Origin of the sequence: Brachybacterium sp. AOP29-B2-41 (assembly GCF_052378395.1) — a bacterium.
Lineage (GTDB): Bacteria > Actinomycetota > Actinomycetes > Actinomycetales > Dermabacteraceae > Brachybacterium.
Genome location: NZ_JBQSXR010000003.1, coordinates 36609 through 61301, shown reverse-complemented (window position 1 = coordinate 61301; position 24693 = coordinate 36609). Strand labels below are relative to the sequence as shown.

At 70.7% G+C, this 24693-nt stretch carries 22 protein-coding genes; 6 read left to right on the top strand and 16 right to left on the bottom strand.

The window, feature by feature from the left end; genetic code table 11:
- Nucleotides 1–69: 69 nt before the first annotated feature.
- On the bottom strand, nucleotides 70–1080 hold the full coding sequence (gene hrcA, locus ACT3T9_RS03965) for a heat-inducible transcriptional repressor HrcA (protein ID WP_444606006.1): 1011 nt from the start codon (nucleotides 1078–1080) through the stop codon (nucleotides 70–72).
- A 125-nt stretch (nucleotides 1081–1205) separates the two neighbouring features.
- Here hrcA and ACT3T9_RS03960 point away from each other — a divergent pair, with 125 nt between their 5' ends.
- Nucleotides 1206–2084: a DUF3097 domain-containing protein gene (locus tag ACT3T9_RS03960; RefSeq protein WP_441442918.1), complete on the top strand. Its 879-nt coding sequence runs from the start codon at nucleotides 1206–1208 to the stop codon at nucleotides 2082–2084.
- A gap of 122 nt (nucleotides 2085–2206) precedes the next feature.
- On the top strand, nucleotides 2207–2908 hold the full coding sequence (locus ACT3T9_RS03955; RefSeq protein ID WP_444606005.1) for a DUF4870 domain-containing protein: 702 nt from the start codon (nucleotides 2207–2209) through the stop codon (nucleotides 2906–2908).
- 75 nt (nucleotides 2909–2983) lie between these two features.
- On the opposite strand, the gene ACT3T9_RS03950 is transcribed toward ACT3T9_RS03955, so the two are convergent.
- From ACT3T9_RS03950 to ACT3T9_RS03925, 6 genes are all read right to left on the bottom strand, one after another.
- Entirely contained in the window at nucleotides 2984–3364 is a 381-nt protein-coding gene (locus tag ACT3T9_RS03950) for an iron chaperone (protein WP_441442916.1), read from the bottom strand.
- A 25-nt stretch (nucleotides 3365–3389) separates the two neighbouring features.
- Nucleotides 3390–4538, bottom strand: coding sequence for a radical SAM family heme chaperone HemW (gene hemW / locus ACT3T9_RS03945; protein WP_441442915.1), 1149 nt, complete (start codon nucleotides 4536–4538; stop codon nucleotides 3390–3392).
- A complete protein-coding gene (locus tag ACT3T9_RS03940) occupies nucleotides 4535–5248 on the bottom strand; it encodes an MOSC domain-containing protein (RefSeq protein ID WP_444606004.1) in 714 nt (237 codons plus the stop codon). Before ACT3T9_RS03940 ends, hemW begins: the two co-directional genes overlap by 4 nt.
- A gap of 2 nt (nucleotides 5249–5250) precedes the next feature.
- Complete coding sequence (gene lepA / locus ACT3T9_RS03935; protein ID WP_442332755.1) at nucleotides 5251–7176, bottom strand: translation elongation factor 4; 1926 nt, start codon at nucleotides 7174–7176, stop codon at nucleotides 5251–5253.
- An 87-nt stretch (nucleotides 7177–7263) separates the two neighbouring features.
- Complete coding sequence (locus tag ACT3T9_RS03930) at nucleotides 7264–8181, bottom strand: alpha-E domain-containing protein (protein WP_442332754.1); 918 nt, start codon at nucleotides 8179–8181, stop codon at nucleotides 7264–7266.
- Nucleotides 8168–9826, bottom strand: a complete 1659-nt coding sequence (locus ACT3T9_RS03925) for a circularly permuted type 2 ATP-grasp protein (RefSeq protein ID WP_441442911.1) — start codon at nucleotides 9824–9826, stop codon at nucleotides 8168–8170. The genes ACT3T9_RS03930 and ACT3T9_RS03925 overlap by 14 nt, the downstream gene beginning before the upstream one ends.
- A gap of 64 nt (nucleotides 9827–9890) precedes the next feature.
- On the opposite strand from ACT3T9_RS03925, the gene ACT3T9_RS03920 reads away from it, so the two are divergent.
- Nucleotides 9891–10577, top strand: a complete 687-nt coding sequence (locus ACT3T9_RS03920; RefSeq protein ID WP_441442910.1) for a type II toxin-antitoxin system PemK/MazF family toxin — start codon at nucleotides 9891–9893, stop codon at nucleotides 10575–10577.
- A 272-nt stretch (nucleotides 10578–10849) separates the two neighbouring features.
- The gene (gene rpsT / locus ACT3T9_RS03915) at nucleotides 10850–11116 is read left to right on the top strand and encodes a 30S ribosomal protein S20 (protein ID WP_444606003.1); all 267 of its coding nucleotides are present in this window, start codon (nucleotides 10850–10852) and stop codon (nucleotides 11114–11116) included.
- A gap of 138 nt (nucleotides 11117–11254) precedes the next feature.
- On the opposite strand, the gene holA is transcribed toward rpsT, so the two are convergent.
- The 8 genes from holA to ACT3T9_RS03875 form a co-directional block, all read right to left on the bottom strand.
- Nucleotides 11255–12241, bottom strand: coding sequence for a DNA polymerase III subunit delta (gene holA, locus ACT3T9_RS03910; RefSeq protein WP_441442909.1), 987 nt, complete (start codon nucleotides 12239–12241; stop codon nucleotides 11255–11257).
- A 36-nt stretch (nucleotides 12242–12277) separates the two neighbouring features.
- Entirely contained in the window at nucleotides 12278–14647 is a 2370-nt protein-coding gene (locus ACT3T9_RS03905; RefSeq protein WP_444606002.1) for a ComEC/Rec2 family competence protein, read from the bottom strand.
- Nucleotides 14644–15489: a helix-hairpin-helix domain-containing protein gene (locus ACT3T9_RS03900; RefSeq protein ID WP_444606001.1), complete on the bottom strand. Its 846-nt coding sequence runs from the start codon at nucleotides 15487–15489 to the stop codon at nucleotides 14644–14646. The genes ACT3T9_RS03905 and ACT3T9_RS03900 overlap by 4 nt, the downstream gene beginning before the upstream one ends.
- 125 nt (nucleotides 15490–15614) lie before the next feature.
- The gene (locus ACT3T9_RS03895; RefSeq protein ID WP_441442906.1) at nucleotides 15615–16322 is read right to left on the bottom strand and encodes a vitamin K epoxide reductase family protein; all 708 of its coding nucleotides are present in this window, start codon (nucleotides 16320–16322) and stop codon (nucleotides 15615–15617) included.
- A gap of 71 nt (nucleotides 16323–16393) precedes the next feature.
- The gene (locus ACT3T9_RS03890; RefSeq protein WP_441442905.1) at nucleotides 16394–17386 is read right to left on the bottom strand and encodes an NAD-dependent epimerase/dehydratase family protein; all 993 of its coding nucleotides are present in this window, start codon (nucleotides 17384–17386) and stop codon (nucleotides 16394–16396) included.
- Nucleotides 17383–20016, bottom strand: a complete 2634-nt coding sequence (locus ACT3T9_RS03885; protein ID WP_444606069.1) for an alpha/beta fold hydrolase — start codon at nucleotides 20014–20016, stop codon at nucleotides 17383–17385. Before ACT3T9_RS03885 ends, ACT3T9_RS03890 begins: the two co-directional genes overlap by 4 nt.
- A gap of 53 nt (nucleotides 20017–20069) precedes the next feature.
- A complete protein-coding gene (locus tag ACT3T9_RS03880) occupies nucleotides 20070–21101 on the bottom strand; it encodes a 3-oxoacyl-ACP synthase III (protein ID WP_444501903.1) in 1032 nt (343 codons plus the stop codon).
- A 77-nt stretch (nucleotides 21102–21178) separates the two neighbouring features.
- Entirely contained in the window at nucleotides 21179–22153 is a 975-nt protein-coding gene (locus ACT3T9_RS03875; protein ID WP_444501904.1) for a sugar phosphate isomerase/epimerase family protein, read from the bottom strand.
- 66 nt (nucleotides 22154–22219) lie between these two features.
- Here ACT3T9_RS03875 and ACT3T9_RS03870 point away from each other — a divergent pair, with 66 nt between their 5' ends.
- Both ACT3T9_RS03870 and ACT3T9_RS03865 read left to right on the top strand, forming a co-directional pair.
- Nucleotides 22220–23452, top strand: a complete 1233-nt coding sequence (locus ACT3T9_RS03870) for a GNAT family N-acetyltransferase (protein WP_444606000.1) — start codon at nucleotides 22220–22222, stop codon at nucleotides 23450–23452.
- Nucleotides 23453–23480: 28 nt separating this feature from the next.
- On the top strand, nucleotides 23481–24089 hold the full coding sequence (locus tag ACT3T9_RS03865; protein ID WP_299303956.1) for a thymidine kinase: 609 nt from the start codon (nucleotides 23481–23483) through the stop codon (nucleotides 24087–24089).
- Between the two features lie 43 nt (nucleotides 24090–24132).
- Here the strand turns inward: ACT3T9_RS03865 and ACT3T9_RS03860 are convergent, their stop codons facing one another.
- On the bottom strand, nucleotides 24133–24501 hold the full coding sequence (locus ACT3T9_RS03860; protein WP_444605999.1) for a hypothetical protein: 369 nt from the start codon (nucleotides 24499–24501) through the stop codon (nucleotides 24133–24135).
- Nucleotides 24502–24693: the final 192 nt, after the last annotated feature.

The window sequence follows — 24693 nt, the reverse complement described above, 5'->3', positions numbered from 1 at the left end:
GCGGCGGGCACGGGGCGTCGAGTGGCATGGGCGGCCGGGCGGGGGTGAGCCCGCGGAGCCCGCCCGAGGCTATTCGAGAAAGCGGGAGACGTAACGGGCGATGGCCTGGACGGTCGAGATGCCGGTGACGTAATCCATCCGGCTGGGTCCCAGGATCGCGACATGCGAGCCGACACCGTACCCGGCGCCGACGACCGCGGCCTGATGCAGCGCCCGGTCCTGGAGCTCGGTCCCGATGCGCACCTCGACGGCGCCCGGCGAGGCGTGCATCTCGGTGAACAGGCGCAGCAGCACCAGCTGCTCCTCGAGCACGTCCAGCAACGGCTCGACGTCACGGGCGAAGTCCTCAGCCGATCGCGCGATGTTCGCGGTGCCGGCCATCATGATCCGGCCCTCGGCACGAGTCGCTGCGAGCGCGGCGAAAGCCTCGGACACCTCGGCGGCGGCCGGTCGCTCCGGGGGCGTGAGCGCTTCGAGGAAGTCCTCCAGCGGCGTGGCGAGGTCGGTGACCTCGCGGCCGGCGACTACACGATTGAGCTGGTCGCGCAGCACCGCGTAGTACTCGGCGGGTTTGCCGGCGTTGATCGGCACGGTGCGCTGATCCACCCGGCCGGACTCGGTGATCAGCACCACCAGCAGCAGGGAGTCGGCGACCTTGACCAGTTCGACATGCCGGATCCGGGCCTGCCTGCGGGCCGGGTACTGCACCATCGCGACCTGCTGGGTGAGCTGCGCCAGCACCCGCACGGTCCGAGCCAGCAGCTCCTCGACATCGCCCGAGTCCTCGAGCAGCGTACGGATCGCCCGGCGTTCGGGGGCGGAGAGCGGCTTGATGGTGGCGACGTGGTCGACGAAGGTGCGGTAGCCCTTGTCGGTGGGGACACGCCCCGCCGAGGTGTGCGGCTGATGGATCAGCCCCTCCTCCTCGAGCAGCGACATGTCGTTGCGCACTGTCGCAGCGGAGACCCCGAGCTCGTGGCGTTCCAGGAGCGACTTGGAGCCGACGGGCTCGCGGGTGGAGACGTAGTCCTCGACGATCGCGCCGAGGATCTGGAGCTTGCGGGCGTCCGTCTCGCTCACCTCCTGCGCTGCGTGCGTCCAAAGTCGTGGTCTCTCATTTGGCACTCTCTCATGCCAGGTGCCAATCCTACGCGCCCCGGCGCGCTGCGCGGGGAGGCGTTCGCCACGGGTGTACGGTGTCGCGCGTGCCTGCTGACTTCCCCGACCGGTACGGCCGCGACGTGCTGTCCTCCGGTCCGCCCGCCCATCATCGTCGCCGTCCCGTGGCCCGCGAGGTCCCCGCTCAGCGGGGCCTGGTCGCCGAGGAGGCCTCCACGGGGTTCACCGGCGCGGTGACCCGCGTGGAGAAGATCGCCGGAGAGCTCGTGGTCGAGCTGGAGGACGGCCGCGGCGTCCGCCGGACGTTCCCGCTGGGTCCCGGCTTCATGATCGATGGACAGCCCGTGGTGCTCACCCGCGCCGTCGCGACTGCCTCCGCACCCGTGCGCCGGCGCTCCGCCTCCGGGTCCGTCTTCGTCGAAGGGGCGAAGGCACGCACCGCCCGCGCCTCCCGGATCTGGGTCGAGGGCACCCATGATGCGGAGCTGGTGCAGAAGGTGTGGGGCCACGACCTGCGCATCGAGGGCATCGTCGTCGAACAGCTCGAGGGCGCGGACAACCTCGCCGAGCGCGTGCGTGAGTTCGGACCTTCTCCCGGGCGCCGGCTCGGGATCCTCGTGGATCATCTTGTGAAGGGTTCGAAGGAGTCCCGCATCGCCGCCGAGGTCATGGCGCTGCCTGGCGCCCGAGGCAATGTCACGGTGGTCGGACACCCGTACGTCGATGTCTGGCAGGCGGTCAAACCCGCCCGGGTGGGGCTCACGGCATGGCCGCACATCCCCAAGGGCACCGACATCAAGGTCGGCTCCCTCGCCGCGCTCGGCTGGCCCCATGCGGACAAGTCCGATATCGGACTCGGCTGGAAGCGGATCCTGTCGACCGTCCGCTCCTACGCCGACGTCGAGCCGACGCTCTCGGGCCGCATCGAGGAGCTCATCGACTTCGTGACCGTGGACCACTCCTGACTGGGGGTTAACCCCCGGTCGATACGGCGGCACGCCACGCGGACGCCGCAGGCGATGCTCTATAGGCTGGCTGCATCAGCCCGTCGCCGGCGTGAGAGCCGGCCCGTCCCGAAGAAGGAACCATGAGCCAGACTCCGCATCCGCATGATCCGTTCGGCATCGAGCCCGGCACCCCCGCCGAGCAGGCCGCCCCCGCCTCGGATCCCTCGCTGCATCCGCACGACCCCTTCGCCTACGGTTCCGACGCCTCTCGCGTCCCGTCGCCGCCGAGCGCCGGTGAGCCCGCGGCGCAGGCCCCCCATCTCGCGGCGCCGGCTCCCGCCCCTGCCGGCCACAGCGCATATCGCGCGCAGGGTGGCGCACCGGGTGGGGCGCCGGGCGGGGAGCAGACGGACCAGCCGGCTCCCGGCACCAAGGGTGTCTACGAGGGGCCCCTGAGCGGTCAGCCGCTGAATCGCTCCGACTCCCGCATGTGGGGGATGTTCTCGCAGCTCGCCGTGGTCCTCGGGCACGTGATCAGCTGGGGCTTCCTCGGCTGGGTCGGCCCGCTGATCATCTTCCTGATGTACAAGGACCGCGATCGCTTCGTGCGCTTCCACGCCACCGAAGCGCTCAACGGCGCGATCGCCGTGCTCATCGCTCAGGTTGCCCTCACCATCGTGATCACGATCCTGACCATCTTCACTCTCGGCGTCGGCTCGATCCTGTACCCGCTGGTCGGGCTCCCCGCACTTCTTCAGCTGGTGTTCTCGATCGTCGGCGCGGTCAAGGCCAACCAGGGCGAGTACTGGGCCTACCCGTTCAACCTCCGCCTGGTGAAGTGACCGGCCCGGCGTCCACTGCACCATGAGCACGAGAGCCCTCGGGATCCCACGATCCCGGGGGCTCTTCCGCTGCCCTCACATCCAGTTCACGCCGTCGTGCTCGAACTCGCGGACGCGGTGGGCGATCATCCGTCGCAGCAGGTCCGTGGGCACCGGCGTCGTATAGGGCAGCTTGACGCTCCCCTTGCCGGTCTCGTACGCGGTGAGCTCCGCCGCGAAGGCCTCCCGAGTGCTGGGGGTGACCGTGAAGTTCGCGTGATGACGGTGGGCGCTGCAGACGAACAGGATCGTGCCCCGTGGATGCAGGTACGCGGGAGAGCCCCACTTGAGGGCCTCGCTCGCCTCGGGCACGGCCTCCTGAGCCAGCGCCCGCAGCTCGTGCAGGCGGGCGCGAGCCGGGCCGTCGAACGCCGCGATGTACTCGTCGACCGTGGTGGGCTTCGCTGACGGAGTCATTCCCGCAGTCTGCCCCGAAAGCGTCTCAGGGCACCAGGTCCCGGATGACGGCATCGGCCAGCAGCCGCCCCTGCCGGGTCAGGACCGCTCGTCCGGCGGCAAGGGCATCGGCGTCGAGATGGCCACGATCACGGTGCACGGCGAGCATCTCCCGACGCTCTGCGGGGACCACCTCGACGGCGAGCCCGTCGGCGATCCGCAGCTCGAGCATGATCCTCTCGACCAGCCGGTCCTCGGCGGCGACCAGCTCGGAGTCCGCCACCGGCATCTCGCCCGCGGCGAGCATCCGGGCGTAGCGGCTGGGGTGCTTCACGTTCCAGGAGCGCAGCCCGTCTCGGTGGCGGTGCGCGCCGGGGCCGATCCCCCACCAGTCGGTGCCGCGCCAGTAGGCGAGGTTGTGGCGGGAGCGCTGCTGCTCAGTGCGGGCCCAATTGGAGACCTCGTACCAGGAGAGCCCATCGGCGCGTGCGAGGTCATCGACCAGCTCGTACTTGTCGGCCATGTCGTCGGGATCGGGGGCTTCGAGCTCACCGCGGCGCAGCTGCCGTGCCATCGCGGTGTTGCCCTCGATGATCAGCGAGTACGCCGACATATGGTCGACACCGCAGGCCAGCGCTGCCTTCACGGACGTCTCGACGTCGGCGAGGGTCTCCCCCGGGGTGCCGTAGATGAGGTCGAGGCTGACATCCAACCCGGCCTCGCGGGCCCAGGCCACTGCCTGCGGGACCTTCTCGGGGTCGTGGGTGCGATCCAGCGTGGCCAGCACCGAGGGCACCGCGGACTGCATACCGATCGAGACGCGGGTGATGCCCCCGTCGGCGAGGCGCGAGAGCGAGGCCCGGGTGACGGAGTCCGGGTTCGCCTCGGTGGTGATCTCGGCGCCCTCGGCCAACGGGATCAGCGTGCGCAGATGGTCGAGCATCGCGACGAGGTCATCAGCGGGCAGCAGGGTCGGGGTGCCGCCGCCGAAGAAGACGGTCGAGACCTGCTCGTAGTCGTAGCCGGCCTCGCGGTCCGCGGCGAGGGTCAGATCCATCTCACGCATGGAGTTCTGCGCGTATTCGGCCTGGGAGCCGCCCCCGCCGAGCTCGGTCGCGGTGTAGGTGTTGAAGTCGCAGTACCCGCAGCGCACGGCGCAGAAGGGGACGTGGATGTAGACGGACAGCGGGTTCACAGGCCCATCCCCAATCCCAGTCCTCGCCCGGTGGAGCGCAGGCGGTCGGGGAACTCGGTGTCCTGATCGGCGCGCCGCAGCGCGTTCTGGGCGCTGTCCACGAGCGAGTCGTACAGCACGGTGTCGGTCTCCCGGGCCCAGTCCAGCAGCGCACAGGCCCGTGCGGGGTCGAGGCCGCGGAAGGCGTCGCCGATGGTGACCCCGTGCTCAGGACGATGGAGCACCTCGATCCCGTCACCGGCGGAGGTCTCGCCCTCCACCAGCACCCGGAAGTAGGCACCGCAGCGGCCTGCAGCGGTGAAGTGGCGGCCCCAGCGGCGGTCCCCGATCCAGGCGGAGAAGGTGCCGCAGGGGTTGCGGGGGCAGGTGGCCTCGAGCTCGGCGGTGCCGACTCTCCAGCGCTCTCCGATCACCGTCTCGTCGGTGTCCTGCCCGGTGGTCACGAGGTTCTCCCCGAAAGACCCGTCGGGCAGGTCGAGCTCGCGCTCGGCGGCGTGGGCCGCACGCGTCTCCCGCGAGAAGGCGTAGACCGCCTTGAAGATCCCGCCGTGGTGCTCGCGATCGCCCTGGACGTCGCCGAGCACCCCGTGAGTGAGCAGCCGCACCGGCCCGTCGACCGGCCGTTTGTCGATGCCGCTCATCAGGCCGCTCGCCGCGACCGGGAACAGCTGGGCGACGGTGCAGACCGCCGCGATGCGTCCGGTCTCCATGGTCACTTCTTCTTGCTGTCCTTGGGCATATCGCCCTCGTCGGAGGAGAGCGCGGCGATGAAGGCCTCCTGCGGGACCTCGACGGATCCGATGTTCTTCATACGCTTCTTGCCCTCCTTCTGCTTCTCCAGCAGCTTGCGCTTACGGGAGATGTCGCCGCCGTAGCACTTGGACAGCACGTCCTTGCGCATCGCGCGGATGTTCTCGCGGGCGATGATGCGGGCGCCGATGGCGGCCTGGATCGGCACCTCGAACTGCTGGCGCGGGATGAGCTTCTGCAGCTTCCCGGCCATCTCGACGCCGTAGTTGTAGGACTTGTCCCGGTGCACGATGGCACTGAACGCATCCACCGGCTCACCCTGCAGCAGGATGTCGACCTTGACGAGATCTGCGACCTGGGAGCCGGAGATGTCGTAGTCAAGGGAGGCATAGCCGCGGGTCTTGGACTTCAGCTGATCGAAGAAGTCGAAGATGATCTCCGCGAGCGGCAGCGTATAGCGCAGCTCGACACGGTCCTCGCTGAGATAGTCCATGCCGCCGAGATTCCCGCGCTTCGACTGGCACAGCTCCATGACGGCGCCGATGAACTCGCTGGGGACCAGGATCGTGGCGTTGGTCATCGGCTCGCTGATCTCGCGGACCTTGCCGCTCGGGAAGTCCGACGGGTTGAGCACCTCGATCTCGGTGCCGTCCTCCATGACCACGTGGTAGACGACGCTCGGGGCAGTCGAGATCAGCTCGAGGTTGAACTCGCGCTCGAGGCGCTCGCGAATGATCTCCAGGTGCAGCAGGCCCAGGAAGCCGACCCGGAATCCGAAGCCGAGGGCCGTGGAGGTCTCCGGCTCGTAGTTCAGGGCGGCGTCGTTGAGCTTGAGCTTGTCCAGTGCGTCGCGCAGCACCGGGTAGTCGGAGCCGTCGATCGGGAACAAGCCCGAGTACACCATCGGCTTGGGATCAGCGTAGCCCTCGAGGGCCTCCGTCGCACCACGGATCGAGGTGGTGATGGTATCGCCGACCTTCGACTGGCGCACGTCCTTCACGCCCGTGATCAGGTAGCCGACCTCGCCGGGACCGATGCCCTGAGTGGGGTGGGGCTCCGGGGAGCTCACGCCGATCTCGAGCAGCTCGTGGTGTGCTCCGGTGGACATCATGTCGATGCGGTCGCGGGACTTCAGCGATCCGTCGATCATGCGTATGTAGGTGATCACGCCGCGGTAGGTGTCGTAGACGGAGTCGAAGATCATCGCGCGGCAGGGGGCCTCGGGGTCGCCCAGCGGGGCCGGGAGGGTCCGGACCACGTGGTCCAGGAGGTCCTCGACGCCGACCCCGGTCTTGCCGGAGACGCGCAGCACGTCATCGGGCTCCACCCCGACGAGCTGCCCGATCTCGGCGGCGTACTTCTCGGGGTCCGCTCCGGGCAGGTCGATCTTGTTCAGCACCGGGATGATGGTGAGGTCGTTCTCCATCGCCAAGTAGAGGTTCGCGAGCGTCTGCGCCTCGATGCCCTGCGCGGCGTCGACCAGCAGGATCGCGCCTTCACACGCTGCCAGCGAGCGGGAGACCTCGTAGGTGAAGTCCACATGCCCGGGGGTGTCGATCATGTTCAGTGCGTAGTTCACGCCGTCGACCTGCCACGGCATGCGCACAGCCTGGCTCTTCACGGTGATGCCGCGCTCGCGCTCGATGTCCATCCGGTCGAGGTACTGGGCGCGCATGTCACGGGAGTTGACGATCCCGGTGATCTGCAGCATGCGGTCGGCCAGCGTGGACTTGCCGTGGTCGATGTGCGCGATGATGCAGAAGTTGCGGAGCCGCTCCTGGGGGGTCGAGGCGGGAAGGATGTCCCGCGCCTCGTCGGCCGCGATCTTCGGGGTCACCGGCTTACGTCCTCTCGTCGATAACGGGCCGGACGCTCTCGCGCCGGGCATCGGCCCATCGTCTCATGGGGAACGCTCCCGTCCCTGATCCCGCGGTGCTCCCGGACAGAGGTCACAGGGGACGTGCTGCCCGCCGCCTCAGTGCGCGGGATGGAAGTAGGTCGCGCCGAGCGCCCGCGTGACGGCGCCGGTGACCATCTGCAGCTGCTCCATCTCCTCGTCGAAGTTCTCGACGATGTCATCCAGGGAGCGGAAGCGCAGGCTCGCCAGCGCCCGGCCGACGATCCGCCTGCCGGGCTCGGCGGTGCCGAGCCGGTCGAAGCTGTTGCCGTGCAGCTTCGCGAGGGTCTCGAGCGCCTCCTCGATCTCCCCGAGGCAGTGCACCGCAGAGCGCGGGAAGATCGAGTCCAGCAGCAGGAATTCGATCGCCCGTGCGGCGCGGACCCGCCCGCGGTAGGAGCGGATATAGGCTTCGTGCGCGCTGCAGGAGCGCAGTAACATCACCGTCGCGGCAGGCGAGGAATCCTCGAGGTCGTGATCCTGCAGGTTGCGGGCCAGCATGTCTACCCGCTCGAGCAGCTGCCCGATCCGCAGGAACAGCCATGCCTCGTCACGGGTCATCGAGGAGTCCACCAGTCCGTTCACCACCGCACAGCGGTCCTTGGCGAACTGGAAGGCGCCGTGCATGCGTGAGGGACGCACCCCGCGCGGCAGGCCCAGGGTGGTGGTGTTCAGCGACTCCCACACCTCGGTCGAGAGCACCTCGCGCACGCCCCGGGCGTTCTCCCGGGCGGCCAGCAGCGCGCCGGCCACCGAGGACGGATTCCCTCGATCGGTGAGCAGGCGGTCCAGCACCCGCTGCACGCTGTGGTCGGACTCGTCGGTCTGCTCGAGCCCGAAGATCTGGTAGACGTCGCGGCAGGCCTCGGCGAAGTCCTCCGGGGTGTCCTCGGTGATCGACTGCAGCTTCACATCGAGTATCCGGGCCGTCTGGTCCGCACGTTCGACATACCTGCCGATCCAGAACATCGCGTCGGCGATCCTACTCAGCATCATGGGGTGCCTCCTCGACGTCGATGATCGGGATCGCGGAGGTCACCGGGTCGGGCTCGGGTGCCCGTTCCTCGATCTGCTCTTCACGCGGGTCCTCGAACTCGTCGTAGCTGTCATCCGTCGGATCTTCGATCCCTTCCACCTCGAACTCCTGGGACTGCGCCTGCGACTGCGCCTGGGACTGATGCGCAGACCCTTCGGTCGTCCGCTCGGGGGCGAGCACCCAGGTGTCCTTCGACCCGCCGCCGCGGGAGGAGTTCACGATCATCTCACCGCGCGGCAGGGCCACCCGGGTGAGCCCTCCGGGCAGCACCCAGACGTCATCGCCGCTGTTCAGAGCGAAGGGACGCAGGTCCACGTGACGCGGCTCGGGTCCCTCCTCGACGAGGGTGGGGATGGTGGAGAGCTGGACCACGGGCTGGGCGATCCAGCCGCGCGGATCCGCGAGCAGCCGCTCCCGCAGCGCATCGAGCTCCTCGCGGGAGGCGGCGGGACCGATCACGATGCCCTTGCCTCCGGAGCCGTCGACCGGCTTGACCACCAGCTCGTCGAGCCGGTCGAGCACCTCGGCCAGGGAGTCGGGCTCCTCCAGCCGCCAGGTGTCGACGTTGGGCAGGATCGGCTCCTCGGAGAGGTAGTAGCGGATCAGGTCGGGAACATAGGTGTAGGTGAGCTTGTCGTCGCCGATCCCGTTGCCGATGGCGTTGGCGACCACCACGTTGCCGGCGAGGATCGCGCGCACCAGGCCCGGCACTCCGAGCGCAGAGTCGGGCCGGAACACCTCGGGGTCCAGGAAGTCGTCGTCGGTGCGCTTGTAGATCACGTCCACGCGGCGCAGTCCGGCGGTGGTGCGCATGTAGATGCGCTCACCCCGTTCGACCAGGTCCGACGCCTCGACCAGATCCACGCCCATGGTGCGGGCCAGCAGGGAGTGCTCGAAGTAGGCGCTGTTGTAGCGGCCAGGGGTCAGGACCACGACGGTGGTCTCCTCCCCCGCGGTGTTCGGCGCGGCGGCCTGCAGCGCCGAGAGCAGCCGGCCCGGGTACTCGCCCACCCGCCGCACCGGCCGGTGCGCGAACAGCTCCGGGAAGCCCTGCGCCATCGCGCGCCGATTCGAGAGCACGTAGCTGACGCCGCTGGGGGTGCGCACGTTGTCCTCGAGCACCCGGAAGTCGCCGGCTCCGTCCCGCACCAGGTCGATCCCGGAGATGTGGATCCGCACGCCGTTGGGCGGTGTGTAGCCACGCATCGCCTCGACCACATAGGTGGACGAGGTGACCAGCTCCGCGGGGATCACCCCGTCGGTGATCGCGGCCTGGTCGTTGTAGAGGTCATCGAGGAACCGCTCGAGGGCGCGCACCCGCTGGCCGACCCCGGCCGAGACCCGGGTCCACTCCTCGGCCGCGACCACTCGCGGGATCGCGTCGATCGGGAAGGGTCGCTCCTCCCCCGCATAGTCGAAGGTGATCCCCTGGTCGAGGTAGCTGCGGGCCAGGGAGTCGGACCGGCTGCGGAACTCCTCTGTGCCGAGCCCGGACAGGGCATCATGCAGCGCCTGGTAGGTGGGGTGCACCGTCCCGTCGGGGGCGAACATCTCATCGCCGCCGGAACCGGTCCGCGCACTGTGGAACAGCGGGGTGGCAGACATGCCTACCATTCTCACACCGTCCCACCCTCTCTGCGGCGCACTCCGCCCAGGAAGCGAGAGCCTGATGTCCCTGGTCTCCCGACTGACCTCCTTCCTCCGCTCCGCGGCGCGCGATCCCGCACTCCGCCGAGGAGCCCGCGCGCTGGGCCGGTCCGCGGTCCGGGCGGTCAGGGAGCAGCGTCGGGCCGAGCCCGCGACACCCTCCAAGTCCACGCCTTCCGCGGCGACTCCGTCCGCGACGACACGGCGGCCCACCTCTGCCGGGGCCGGTGCCGGTGGTCACGCCGGTGGGGAGGGCGCCCTCGCGCTCGCCGACCGCCGCGGTTCCACCCCCCTGGCCCTCGACTACGCCCCGCGCCAGGACGACCACCCGGATCCCGGCGAGGTCGTGTGGGCATGGGTGCCCTACGAGGAGGATCTCTCCCAGGGCAAGGACCGTCCCGTGCTGGTCATCGCCGAGGAAGCGGCCGATGCGGGAGGGTCCGACGGGTCCGGCGAGGTGCTGGTGGCGCTCATGCTCACCTCCCGCGACCGCGCCGGCGACGGCGAGGTCACCACCGATCAGCACGGCTCGACCTGGGTGGACATCGGCACCGGCGAGTGGGACCGGGAGGGGCGCCCCTCCGAGGTGCGGGCGGACAGGCTGCTGCGCCTGGCACCCGGGGCGGTGCGCCGGGAGGGCGGGCGGCTGGATCGCGCGCGCTACGATCGGGTCTCCGCCACGGTCCGGTCGGTGCACGGCTGGCGCTGAAGCGGTGGGATTTCCGAGAGACACGCCGCACACCGGGTGCGCCCGGGAGCCGCTGCTCTGGTAATCTCTTGCCTCGTATGTGTGACATACCGTTCGGTGTGCGCATGATAGTCCCGACGTGTCAGGGGCGACGATTCGTGCGAACCGGGCGAGTACCCGTGGCAGCGACCCGGTACCGACGTCTTCAGGCGAATCCCCACCGCCGTCCCTGTCGGCTCCGATCCTCGGCCGTCGCGGAAGATCCACCGCAGCAGCACAAGAGAAGAGTCTTCGTGGCAAACATCAAGTCCCAGATCAAGCGGAACAAGACGAACGAGAAGGCGCGCCTTCGCAATCGCGCCGTCAAGTCCGAGCTCCGCACCTACACCCGCAAGGTGAAGGCCGCCGTCTCCACCGGCGACGCCGAGGTTGCTGGCGAGGCGCTCAAGACCGCCTCTCGCAAGCTCGACAAGGCCGTCTCCAAGGGCGTCATCCACCAGAACCAGGCCGCGAACCGCAAGTCCGGTCTCGCGAAGCTGGTCGCCGCGGTGAGAGCCTGAGCCTCACCCGCTCTCGTTTGTGACGAGGCCCCGCACACCACGATGGTGTGCGGGGCCTCGTCGTCGTACCGGGGATCTGCCGGGCGTCGTCGTGCCGAGGCTGGTCAGCCAGCGCGACGGATCAGCCGGCGCGACGGGTCAGCCAGCGCGACGGGCGCGGCAGATGCCCATCACCATCCGCTGCACGGACCAGCGCGGGTCACGTCCTGCCCCCTTGACCTCATGGTCTGCGCGGGCGATGGCCTCCAGGGCCCGCGCCAGGGAGCGGTCGTTCCAGTTCCTCGCCTCGCGGGAGAGGTTGCGCAGCATCCAGTCCGGCATCCCCAGGCTGCGGGCGCTGGCACCGGGAGCGCTGACCTTGGCCAGGGAGCGCATCTTGGAGGCGATCGCGGCGACGATCGGCACCGGATCGGCGCCGGCCAGCTGGGCCTGCTGGAGCAGCTGGAGCGCCTCCTGTTCGCGGCCGGCAATCGCGGCGTCTGCGACGGCGAAGGCGGTGGACTCCACCCGGCCCGCAGTCAGTGCGTGCACCTCCGCGAGGGTCACCTGGGTGGCCTGCTCGCCGGGGTCGGCGGTGGTGTCCTCGATGAGCTGATGGCTGATGGCGGCGAGTTCGGCGAGATCGGTGCCGAAGGCGTCCACGAGGGCGACCAGTGCCTCGGGCTGGATGCGGCGCTGGGCGCGGGCGAACTCCGCGGCGACGAAGGCCTGCTTGTCCCCCGCCCGTTTGACGGGGCTGGCATCGACTCGCGGCACCCCGGCCTTCTTGAGGGTGTCCAGCAGCTTCTTGCCGCGGTTGCCGCCGCGGTGGACGAGCACGAGGGTGACGTCCTGCTCAGGGGTCTTCACGTAGTCGAGCAGCTCGACGACCAGAACATCCGGCGCGGCCTGCAGCTCGGGGACGACGATGAAGCGAGGCTCGCCGAACAGCGACGGGCTCGCCACCTGGGTGAGGGCACCCGGACCGAGCGCGTCACCGGAGAGGTCATGGACTGCGACCGAGGGATCCGCCTCGCGGGCCAGGCCGCGCAGCCGCTGGACGGCACGATCGGCGATCAGGGTCTCGGTGCCATGGATCAGCACGATCGGTGCGAGGGCGACGCTGTGCCACTCGACATCGCTCACGGGGGCTCCTGACTGCTGGGGAGGGACTGGTCGATCTTAGCGGGCCGGGCCGACGCTGCGCGGCGGCGACTGCTGATCGACCGGCAGCACCACGGTGCCGTGGACATCCGTGCGCAGCACCTGCGCGCCGATCTCGTCCATCAGTGTCAAGAGCTCCTCGGTGGGGTGCCCGAAGCTGTTCTCCCGTCCCACCGGCACCAGGGCGAGGCCGGGGTCCAGCTGCTGGTAGAGCGGAGCGTGCTGGAAGCGGGATCCATGATGCGCCACCTTCACGATCTCCGCCGGCCCGGGGGCGAGCGCGGCGAGCTCCGCCTGCGCTGCGGGTTCCAGATCGCCGAGCGCGACCAGGCGGGTGCCGTCCGTCCAGACCACCTCGAGAGCGAGCGAGCAGTCGTTGGCCGCGTCCCCCTCCCCTGACCCCTGCTCGGCGGCGGTCGCCCGCAGCGCGTCCTCGGCGGAGCCGGGCCACAGCACCCGCAGGGACAGGCCGGGCCGCTGCCAGGTCTCCCCCGTGGATGCCGCGACCACGGGGGCGCCGGGGACCACGTCGCGGCGTGCTTGCGGCAGCGGGCACACCCACTGCAGGGCGGGTGCTCGCTGCCCGGTGAGCGCCTCCCGGCCGCCGGTGTGGTCGCTGTGGGGGTGGGTGAGCACCAGGAGGTCGATCCGTTGCACCCGCAGCCGGTCCAGGCATTGGCCCAGCGCGGCGGGGTCCGGGCCGGTGTCGATGAGCACTGTGGGTCCGTCACCGTCACCGGCGGCGTCACCGGGACGCAGCAGGAGCGCATCCCCCTGGCCCACTGCGCACATCGCGAGGGTCCAGCCCGGGGCGGTGCTGAGCGGCAGCAGGCGACCGACCCCTGGAGCGAGGACGACGACCAGCAGCGCCGCCATCGTCCAGCGCACCAGGGGGAGGCGCCGGGCGGCCAGCGCGATCGCGGCCACCAGCATCACGGCGATCGTGAGCAGCACCCCGGTGGCGCCCTCGGGCACGGCGATGCGCGAGCCGGGCAGCGCATCGGCGGCGCGGGCGATCAGGAGCACGAGGTGCGCCCCGCCGGCGGCCGCGGTGTACAGCACCACGGCTGCCGGCGGCCAGAGGATGCCGAGCACGAGGGCGAGCAGTCCCATCACCGTCGCCGGGCCCACCAGCGGGCCGACGATCATATTCACCGGCACCGCCCAGATCGAGATCTCCGGGGCGAGCAGGATCAGGATCGGGGTGCAGGCGAGCTGCGCGACCAGCGGGACCGCGAGCACGAGCGCGGCGGTACGGCCCAGCCTGCCCCCGGTGAGCTCCGAGAGTGCTGCGGCCAGCGGCGGGGCTGCCACCAGGATCGCAGCGGTCGCGAGGGCCGAGAGCAGGAATCCGATGGAGGCTGCGGTGACGGGATCCAGCACCGACCACAGGGCCACGGTGAGAGCGAGCGCCGCCACCGGGGAGGCGCGCACCCCGGCGAAGCGGGCGGCCAGCAGCGGGACGGCCATCGTCGCGGCCCGCTGGACGCTGGGCTCATCGCCCACCAGCCACACATAGCCGGCCACCACGATCCCGGCGCCCAGCAGCCGGGGCCGGCGGCGCACCCCGGCCAGCAGCAGCGGCACCAGCACTGCGGCGAGCACCAGGGCGATGTTCGCGCCCGAGACCGCGACCAGGTGAGAGATCCCTGCACGGCGCATGATCTCCTCGGTGCGTTCGCTCATGCCGCGGGTGTCGCCGGTGGTCATGCCGCGCACCAGCGCGGCCTCATCCGCGGGGAGATGCGCGGTGGCCGCTCGCGCCAGCTGTCGCAGGGAGTGCCGGGCGGCCTGTGCCCGGCCGGCCATCCCGGCCGTGGGCACCGCACTCGCCTCGGTAGCGCGCAGGATCACCAGGGAGCCACTGATCGTGACGGTGCCGCGCAGCTGCACGGTGTCACCGTCCCGCACCTGGGCCAGGCCCCTCTCCGCATCACCTGAGGCGCGTACCAGCAGCGGCAGCGAGGCGGGCAGGGCAGCATCCTCGCGTCCGATGCGCGCGGGGCCGCGGATGGTCCGTGCTCGCATCTGCAGTCCGTCTCGGGACCATTCCGGGCCGCTGGCGGGGGCGGCGGGGTCCGCGGCGGCCACCACGGCCAGCTCCACGATCAGTCCTCGGGCGGCGGCGTCCTCGAGCAGCTCGTCGGTGCTGCCATGGCGCTGGAGGGCCGGGAACAGGAGCACCCCGGCCAGCCCCACGATTCCCAGGTGGGCGAAGATCCCGCTCGCGGTGCGGGTGCCGCCGGTCACCGTGATCACGGTCAGCGCCAGGGCCACCAGCACGGCGCCACCGGCGACGGCGGCGGCGGTGCCGACGGTCACGCCGAGCACGGCGAGGGCCCAGATGCAGGTAGCTGCGGGGAGCAGTCGCAGGTCGGCACGGCTCATGTGGTGGCCTGGGCGCGGATCTTCTCCAGGGTGGACGGGCCGATCCCGGACACCTCGAGCAGGTCATCGACGCTGCGGAAGGGCCCGTTCTTCTCCCGATGCTCGATGATCCGCTGGGCGATCGCGGGCCCCACTCCGGGCAGCTCCTCGAGCTCCGCGGCGCTCGCGGTGTTCAGGTTGATCACGCCGGAGGCGCCCGCAGCGGGCGCCTCCGCTGCCGCGGACGCTCCGGAACCTGCTGCCGGAGGATCCGCCGCCCTCGGCTCCTCCCCCGGCACCGGCAGATGGATCTGTTCGCCATCGCCTACCGGACGGGCGAGGTTCACGGCAGACAGATCCGCATCGTCGGTGGGTCCGCCCGCGGCCTCCAGCGCGTCGTCGACCCTGGCCCCTGCGGGCAGATGCACCACCCCGGGCGCAGCCACGGCCCCGGAGACATGGACCACGAGCTCCTGCCCGTCGCTCGAGGACGCGCCGTCCGAGGGGGATGCATCCTCCGCAGCAGGCGGCGCCGCGGAATCCGAGGGCGCGCCATCGCTGCCACTGCCGCCATCGCTGCCACTGCTGCCACTGCTACCGCCAGACTCCGACTGCACCTGCACCGTCGGCTGCGTCTCGAGCGGCACCGCGGAGCCGGAGCCGGAGAGGTGGATCACCCCGACCCCGATCAGCACGAGCACCGCGATCCCCACCAGGGCCGAGGGGGACGGTGCGGGCAGCGAAGTTCGGCGGCGCGGCGTCTCGGCAGTGTGGTCCCGGCGCTCGATCAGCGCCTGGCCGGTGCGGCGATGCGTCCCGGCGCGGCGCTGCGTCGGTCCGTCGGATCCGGCGTGTGCTCCCATGCCCGCGAACCTAGGCGGGCAGGCAACGTCCAGCCAGGCACGGGCCGGTTCTGGGGATGGGGAGCCCCTGTGGAGGAACGGTCCCCCGCGCCCAGCCTCAGTAGCTCAGCCTCAGTGGCCCAGCCTCAGTAGAGGCCGAGCATCACCAGCCACTGGTTCCAGAAGACGATCGCGATCACGACGATCACCAGCAGGTACCACAGCAGGGTCAGCACCACCCAGTGGCGCAGCAGGTTGCCGAGTGGTGCAGGCAGCCGCAGGTCGCCGCTCTCGATGGTGCGGGCGAGGGTCGCGAAGAACATCGGGGCCGTGACGGTCCAGATCACCATGCACCAGGGGCACAGCGCCTTGATCAGGAAGATCGCGGAGATCGCCAGGAAGTGCACGTACCCGAAGGCGAAGCTCATCCCGCCCAGGCGAGCCCAGCGGAACCAGGTGGGCAGCGCTGTTCCGGAGGCCATCAGTGCGCCGAGGGCGCCCATGATCGCGAAGCCGCCCAGCCCGATCGCCATGTTGGGGATCCCCAGCGCTGAGGACTGCCAGGTCATCATCACGTTGCCGCAGGAGATGAAGGGGTTCACATCGCAGGAGAGGCTGCCGCCGGGGTTGGCGAGCAGGAACTCCTTGCCGACCTGCAGCTCGAGGGAGGCGATCCAGCCGACGAGCCCGCCGATCAGGAGCACCAGGCCGACGAGCCGCTGCCCGGCGCGGCTCTTCGCGGAGCGTTCCGCGGCCAGCTCGGCGTCGATCTCGGCGAGCATCGCCGCGTCGTCGGCGCCGTCAGCAGCGGGGTCTGCGGGGTCTGCGGGGTCCAGGGCGGGCTCATCGTTCATGGCAGGACCGTGCTCTTCCGTGCGAGGGATCAGGTCTTCAGATCGGGGAATCTCAGGCGATCAACGGGTTCTCAGGCGACCGGGTGCTCGCGGAACCAGGCGGCGAGGTGCTCGTTGCCTTCGTCCATGCTCACCCGCGGCGTCCACTGCAGGCGCTCCCGGGTGCGGCGCTGGTCGAACCAGTGTGCGGTGGACATCTGCTCGGCGAGGAACTCGGTCATCGGTGGCTCGTCATGTCCGGGCCGTTTCTCCCAGATCCGCTCGATCACCCGGCCGGCGAAGCGGGCCGCGGAGCCGGGGACCTTGAGGGTCGGTGCCGGGACTCCGGCGGCCTCGCACCAGCCGCCGAACACGTCGCGCACCGTGCGGGGCTCGCCGTTGGAGACCACGAAGCTCTCTCCGTGCACGTCCTGAATGCGATCATGCGCGGCGACGATCGCCTCCGCGGCGTTGGTGACATAGGTGGTGTCGATCAGTGCCATGCCCTGGTCCAGCAGCGGCAGGCGGCCGCTGCGGGCACGATCCACGATCCTGCCCACCAGCTGGGTGTCGCCCGGGCCCCACACCACGTGGGGGCGGATCGAGGTGACCAGCAGCCCATCGGTGCCGTCGGCCTCCATCGCCAACAGCTCGGCGGCCGCTTTGGTGCGGGCATAGGGGCCGCGGGCCTGCGCGGGATCCGCGGGGGTCGCATCGAGGCCCACGATCGCGCGGCCGAGATGCGCGACCGACGGCGAGGAGATGTTCACCAGGGCGCCGCCGCCGTTCGCGCGCAGCGCGTCCAGCACGTTGCGGGTGCCCTCGATGTTGATCGCGCGGTACTCGTTCTCCGGGCCGGAGATGGAGACCTTCGCGGCGAGGTGGATCACCGCGTCGGCGCCCTTCACCGCACGGCGCACGTCCTCCGCCTCGGTGAGCGAGCCGCGCACGTCCTCGACGCCGTCGATCCCGGCAGGGCGGCGCTGGAAGGCGCGCACGGTGGCCCCGCGATCCCGCAGAGCGGTCGCAACCGCTCCGCCCAGCATCCCGGAGGCACCGGTGACCAGGACCGTCGGCGCACTCACAGGGCGTCTGCCTTCTCGCCGCGCAGGGTCTGCTCGGACCAGCGGGACAGGGCCGCACGGTCGATCTTCGAGTTGTGGCGGATATCCGTGGGCAGCGAACGGGTGGTGAACACCGCGACCACCTCGGCGCCGGAGCGCTCGCGCACCGCGCGCCGCACCGCCTCCTGCAGGGACGGTTCCGCCGGGTGGGGCCGGCCTGCCCTGCCGGGACGGTAGCCGTCCTCGGTCTCGAGGATCACGACCACCTGCTGGGTGCCGCGGGGGCCCACGACGGCGGCGCCGGCGCGGCGCACGGTCGGCACCGATTCGGCGGCGTCCTCGACCTGGACCGGGGTGAACATGCCCTCTGCTGTGGCCAGCACATGATCCGCACGGCCCTCGACCCACAGCCGTCCATCGGCGTCGAGATGGCCCACATCGCCCGTGGCGTGCCAGCCCTCGAAGCGCATCGAGGTGTGGGTGGTGCGCCAGAGCATCAGGTAACGGTCCCTCACGTGCGGGCCGCAGACCAGGATCTCTCCGGTCTTCCCGGCGTCCGAGGTGATCTCTCCGGTGGTGCGACCCAGCTCGTCCATCACGGCGATCGCGATCTCGACCCGGGGCACGGGGCGGCCGACGCAGACGCCGGCGCCCTCGCCTGCCGCTTCGATGCCCTCGAGGTCGATCGCGGCCACCGCGAGGCATTCCGTCATGCCGTAGGGCGTCAGCGCGCGCGCGTTCGGCATCAGGGTGCGCAGCTCGCGCAGCAGCTGCGCGGGGATCGGAGCGCCGGCGGAGAAGAAGCTCGCGGCGCGGGCCATCGCGGCGCGGCCGTCCGCATCGAGCTGGTCGGCGGTGTCGATGATGTTCCGCAGCGCGGCCGGAGCCGTGAACACGGCCGGCTCGCCGAGGGCGTCGATCGCCGCGGCCAGCGCCGGAGCGGTCAGCTCACCGGGTCGGGTGATGTCCATGTCCGGCACCACCGTCGGGGCGCCGAGCGCGGGGCCCAGCAGCGCGAAGGTCGCGAAGCCCGCGACCAGGCCGCGCTCGGGGGCGAGCTGCAGGGTGTCCCCCACGGCGGTGAACATCGCGCCGAGCTGGCGGTGGGTGAGCACCGCGCCCTTGGCGGGGCCGGTGGATCCGGAGGTGAACAGGATCGCGGCATCCGCGTCGGGTGCGGGCCAGGCGGCATCCAGCGGAGCGCCGAGCTCGCGCTGCAGCGAGCCGGAACGGGCGAGCTCGGCGATCGAGGTCTCCACGCCGAGAGCCACCCGGTCCACGGTCGGCAGCTGCTCGACCGAGAGCCGGCGGCCGGGCCAACCCAGGGCGCGGGCGCCGACGAGCGCCTTCTTGATGCCGATGAACCAGTCGGGGTGGGAGCCGATGACCGCACGGGTCAGGCCCGCCATGCCCAGCCCGGCGTCGGCCACCACGGCGACGGCGCCGATGCGGAAGCAGGCGTAGAGCACGCCGGTCAGATCTGCGCCGGGGGTGATCAGCAGGCTCACCCGGTCCCCGGGGCGCACCCCGTGGCCGAGCAGGCCGGCGGCGATGTCGTCGACCCTGCGGTTCAGCAGGGACCAGGAGATCTCCCGGGTCTCGCCGTCCTCGCCGCCCAGCTCCACCACGGCGGGGCGGTGGGCGTGGCGGGGGTCGCCGGCGAGCTCGGCGATGGGTGCGCCGATGTGCCGCTCGGGGGCGGCCTCGGCGTAGGAGGAGACGGCGCGCCAGGCGGGTGCCTCGGTGCGGGGCTCCTCGGCGGTGCCGAAGGTGGTCTCGAGCCACTCCGCGACCAGTCCGGCGACGTCTGCGTCCTCCCACACCAGGTGGGAGGCCTTCTCGAAGCGGTGCACATCAGCGTGCGGGACCCGCTGGATGAGGTCGCGCAGGAAGCGGTCGTTGAAGGTGATGTCCTTCGGCCCCCAGGCGAACAGGGTGGGGACCTTCAGCTCCTGGATCCCGGCGGCGACCCGCTCGAGGGTGGGCCGGGAGGGGTGGTGTTCGGCGGCCGGGATGTCGGCGACGAACTGGTCGATCCCGAGACGGCGCGTGCGGCCGCGATACGGGGCGAGGTAGGCGTCCTGCACCTCGCGCGGCAGCGCCGGCTTGGACAGCGCCAGGGTGGTGCGCAGGAAGGTGTCGGTCACCGAGGTCGACGGGGTGCGGAACCACGGCGCGGTCGCGAGCTGCAGCGCCTTGGGGAGCGCCTCCTCGAGCTTCTGGTGGACACCGGTGTTGGTGAGGATCATCCCGATCACGTCGTGGCGGTTGTCCAGCGCCCACCCGGCGGAGATCAGGCCGCCCCAGTCATGGCCGACGGTCACCACCGGGCCGCGCAGCGACAGCGCGTCGGTGAGCAGGGACAGGTCCGTGATGCGGTCCTGATAGCGACGCTTCAGGCCGGTCCGCTCGGACCATCCCATCTCCAGCTGGTCGACCGCGATCAGGCGCCAGGGGATGTCCGCGCGCACCAGCGAACGGAACAGGAAGGAGTAGGTGGGGTTGCCATGGACGGCCAGCAGCGTGCCGCGCGGCGTGATCCCGCGCTCGGCCAGCAGCGGGCCGGAGTCCAGCAGGTGCCAGCGACGCTGCTCGCCCGAGTGGTCGCGCACCTGGAGGGTGCGGCTGAGCCGGGGATCGACCCCGGGCATCGCCGGAATCTCCTCAGTGGACGCGCGTCGGCGCCCCGTGCTGCGGGCGGTGTTCACCACTCGACCTCCATCATCGCCGTGTTCAGACCTGAGCCGACCCCCATCAGCAGCACCCGCTGCCCGCGCTGGATGTCGTTCTGGACGTGCGCGAGAGTCATCGGCACCGCTTCGGCGGCGACGTTGCCCCAATCCCCGAGAGTCATCGGGATGCGGTCCATTCCCACTCCGGTGATCTTCGAGAAGTTCCGGATGTACACCGTGGAGACCTGATGGGGGATCACGAGATCGAGGTTCTTGAAATCGTGCCCCGCCTCATTGGCGCCCTTCCAGGTGTCCAGGATGAGCTGGATGCCGTTCTCGAGCAGGCCGGCGGAGTCCGTGCGCATGTCGTGCATGTCCGCCACGCACAGCTCGTGATGCTCGGTCCCGGCGCGGGCCTGGGTGTGCTTCAGGCGGTGGCCCTCCGGGTGTTCGTCGGACGGTCCGAGGACAGCGGCGGCGGCGCCCGATCCCAGGGTCAGCGAGGCGAACTGGTTGTTGAAGTCCGCGCGGGTGGAGGTCTTCGAGTTCAGTCGCTCCACGGTCCCGCGCTGCACCTCCTCGACGTCCTCCGCGCCCACGACCAGGGCGTACTTGATCTGCCCGGAATCGATCATGGCCGAGGCCATCGTCATCGCGTTGACGAAGCCCAGGCAGGCGTTGGTGATGTCGAAGTTCATGCAGCCGGGAGGCATGCCCAGCGAGTGGTGGATCCCGGTGGAGACCGCGGGCTCGAGGTGCTGGCGGGAGACGGAGGCGTTGATCAGCAGCCCCACCTGGTCGCGCATGATGCCGGCCTTGGCCATGGCGCGCTCGGCGGCGAGCACCACGCCCTGCTTCCAGCCGTTCTGGGTGTCGCGCCACCAGCGGCGCTCATAGACCCCGGCGACCCGCTGCAGCACGCCCTTGGGCAGACGCAGGCGCTTGCGTGCCGGCGTGAGCATCTCGTCGATCTCATCCGAGGTGACTGTGACCTGCGGAAGGCTCATCTCGATCGCGAGCAGGCTGGTGTTCCTGTGGACGATCCCTGTGTTCCCGTTCCCCATCAGCGTGCGCTACCTCGTCAGTCTGTGTGTGTCGTGGCCGGATCGCGTCATTCTTCCACCCATGCCTGGGGAGACGCTCAAGGGGTGGCCGATCCCACGTCGCCCTCGTCCCCGTCCTCGAGCAGGTGCCCCAGGTGGTGACGTGCGAAGGCGAGGCTCTGTCGCAGGGTGCGCTCGCGGATCTCGGGCTTGCTGCTGGTGGTGACCTCGAGCAGCACCGACCCCTCCCAGCCGCGGTTGGCCAAGCGTCGCAGCACCTCGGCGCAGGGCTGGTTCCCCTCGCCCGGGGGCAGGTGCTCATCCTTCGTCGAGTTCCCGGAGCCGTCGGCGAGATGCAGATGGGTGAGCCGGTCCCCGAGCCGCTCGATCATCTCCAGCGCGTCATCGCCGGCAGTCGCGGCATGCGAGAGGTCGACGGTGACGTGGGCGTAGTCCTCGTCGGTGGGGTCATGGTCGGGCAGATAGTTCAGCAGCTCCCGCACCCCGAGCCGCCAGGGGTACATGTTCTCCACCGCGATCGCGATCCCGTGCTCCTCCTCGAGCGCGGCGACGCCCTCGACGAATCCTCGCGCGTACCTGCCCTGCCAGCGGAAGGGCGGGTGCGCCACGATCGTGGGCACCTCGAGCTCCTTCGCGATCTCGATCGTGCGCTCGATCTTGACCCAGGCGTCCCGACCCCACAGGCCCTGCAGGAGGAACAGGGTGGGCGCATGGAGGGAGAGGATCGGCAGCTCGAACCGCTCGGAGTACTCGCGCAGGAGCTTCGGGTCCTGGCTGTCCTTGGGGTAGGAGACCATCACCTCCATCCCGTCGTACCCGATCTCGTGCGCGAGCCGGAACGCCTCCTCGACCCCGGCGGGGAAGACCGAGGAGGTGGACAGACCCACCGGGATCCGGCGCTGCGGATCCTGGTCGCTGCGGGGATCGCCGGCCGACAGCCGCTTGGACAGCTTCTCGCGGGCGGTGCGCTGGGCGGTGCTGGGCCGGGTGTAGGGCTTTCGGGCAGTGCCCGACGAAGCGTCCGTCGACGGACGGTCACGGCGTGGACTCACGGCATCTCCTCGGGGCTGAGCGGGCCTCGTCAGTATGCAACAGGGGGCGCGCCTAGACTCTTCAGCATGCCTGTCCGAGATCTCACCGCCCAGGACTTCGTCACCTACAAGACGATGAGCTCCGGTGCGTTCGGGGGGTCCTACGACCCCTCCTCAGCGGCCGCTCCCCAGGACTTCTCCCCCGGTGAGACGGCGATCGGCATCGACGCCTCCGCGCTCCCGGGAGGTCTTGATGGGGTCATCGCCGCCGGTGCCCGGATCCGTCACGACCAGATCGCCCTGGGCGGTGGCCTGGTGCGCTGCGGCGGCGTGGCCGGGCTCGTCGTCCACCCCGCGCACCGCGGCGACGGGCTGTTCGGGACTCTGCTCACCGCGGTGATCGCCCGCTGCGCTGCCGAGGGCATGGCGGTCTCGATGCTCTACCCCTCCCATCCCGCGCTCTACCGCCGGTACGGCTACCAGGTGGTCGCGCGGGGGCAGTCGCTGATCGTGCCGCTGGTGGACCTGCAGCGGATCCCGGCCGTGCCGCACCGGCGCCTGGTGCCGGTCACCGCGGACTCGATGCCCCGACTGCGGGACCTCTACCACCGCCTCAGCGCGGACGACAACGGGATGCTCCGCCGGGAGCCGCCGCTGTTCGCCGACGGCCTGCCCGGTGCGGGCTGGTCCGCGCTGCTGCTCCAGGACGAGTCCGGCACCGATCATGGCTACCTGTCCTGGACCCGGCGGCGCGAGGACCCGCACGGCGTGGGCCTCGACGTGCATGAGCTGCTGGGCCGCACCCGCTCCGATCGGCTCGCGCTGCTGCGTTCCCTGGGGTCGTGGTCCACGGTCACGGAGCTGGTCCGGCTGCGGGTGCGCACCGAGGACCCGGTGCTCGATGCGCTCCCCGGCGCCGGGGCCCGTCCCAGCCCGGAACCGGCGCCGCTGGTGATGACGCGGGTGATCGACACGGCCGCGGCCCTGCGCGCCCGCCGCGCACCGGAGCAGCTGGCAGGCAGCATCCGCCTGGTGGTCGAGGACAGCACAGTCCCCGAGGGCGACTGCCGCGCGGCGGGGTCCTTCCTGGTCTCCGCACACAGCGGCACGATCGCAGCAGAGCCGGAGGGAGGAGGGTCTGCGGGCCTCCTCGGCACCGTCCGGCTCGACATCCATGCCGCGTCCCTGCTGCTGATGGGCGGGCGTTCCCTCGCCGATGCCCGTCGCCTTGACCTCACCGCAGCGGCCGACCCGGCCGCCGAGACCTTCCTGGATGCTCTGCTGGCCGGTCCGCGGCCGAGCGTCATGGACGCCTTCTGATCCCGACATCGAACTCCGGAGCACCCGCATGGCCAAGCTGCATTTCAAGTACGGAGCGATGAACTCCGGGAAGTCCGACACCCTGATCAAGACCGCCTACAACTACGACGAGCGCGGGCTGGCCACGCTCACCGTGAAGCCCGCGCTGGACACCAAGGGCGAGGACTGGGTGGTGGCCCGCGGCGGCGCCAGGCGCCTGGTCGATGTGCTCGCCGCCGCCGGTGATGATGTGCGCGCGAGGGTCAATGCGACGGCCGACGAGCGCGGGCTGCGCCCGCTGCACTGCGTGCTGGTGGACGAGGCGCAGTTCCTCGAGCCCTCGCAGATCGACGACCTGTTCAAGATCGCCAAGCAGGACGGCATCTCGGTGATCTGCTACGGGCTGCGCGCGGACTTCCGCACCGCGATGTTCCCCGGTGCGAGCCGGCTCTTCGAGCTCGCCGACAACATCGAGAAGCTGCCCACGATGTGCCGCTGCGGTTCGCAGGCCGAGTTCAACTGCCGCATGGTCGACGGCCGCTTCGTCTTCGAAGGGGAGCAGGTCGCGATCGACGGTGCGGAGGTGACCTATATGTCGCTGTGCGGGCCCTGCTTCATGCAGGAGCAGGAACGCGCCGGCGTCACCGTCCTGGGGTGACACCGGCGCGTTCGGGAACTGCGCTGCTAGGCGGTCGAACTGCTCAGGAGCTGAGCGGCTTGTCCTCGCCCACCTCGGCGTCGCCGCCGGCATGGGTGCTGGTGGAGCTCTCGTCGCCGCTCCTGTGATCTTCACGAGCGCTGCCGATCCGCTCCTTGGCGCTGCCGGCCGCGCCGGCCACCGCGCCCTGGACGTTCGAGGCGACCTCGGGTGCCTTCTCCTTGACCGCGCCGGCGGTGTCATGGGCGACCTTGGTCGCGGTGTCCTTCGCCTGCGTGGCCCGGCGCTGCACCTCAGGATCGTCGGCCACCTGGCGCGCAGTGCGCTCGAGCGACTCATAGGGGCCACGGCCCGCGCGGGATCCGACCACGAAGCCGATCGCGAGTCCGGCCAGGAAAATGAACTTCTTCATCACTGCCTCCAGCATCGTCCGGTGTCTGTGCCCCGCATCGTGCCACAGGACCCGGGTCGGCAACGGTCTTCGCCGACCGAGCGGTTCACTGCAGTCTCGTGAGCGGGCTTGTCGTCCGTGGCGGAGGGCTCGTCCCACTTCGGTTCCCTTTTGGTCACAGAACCTCCACCTTCGGCGTCCACCGGCACCTCC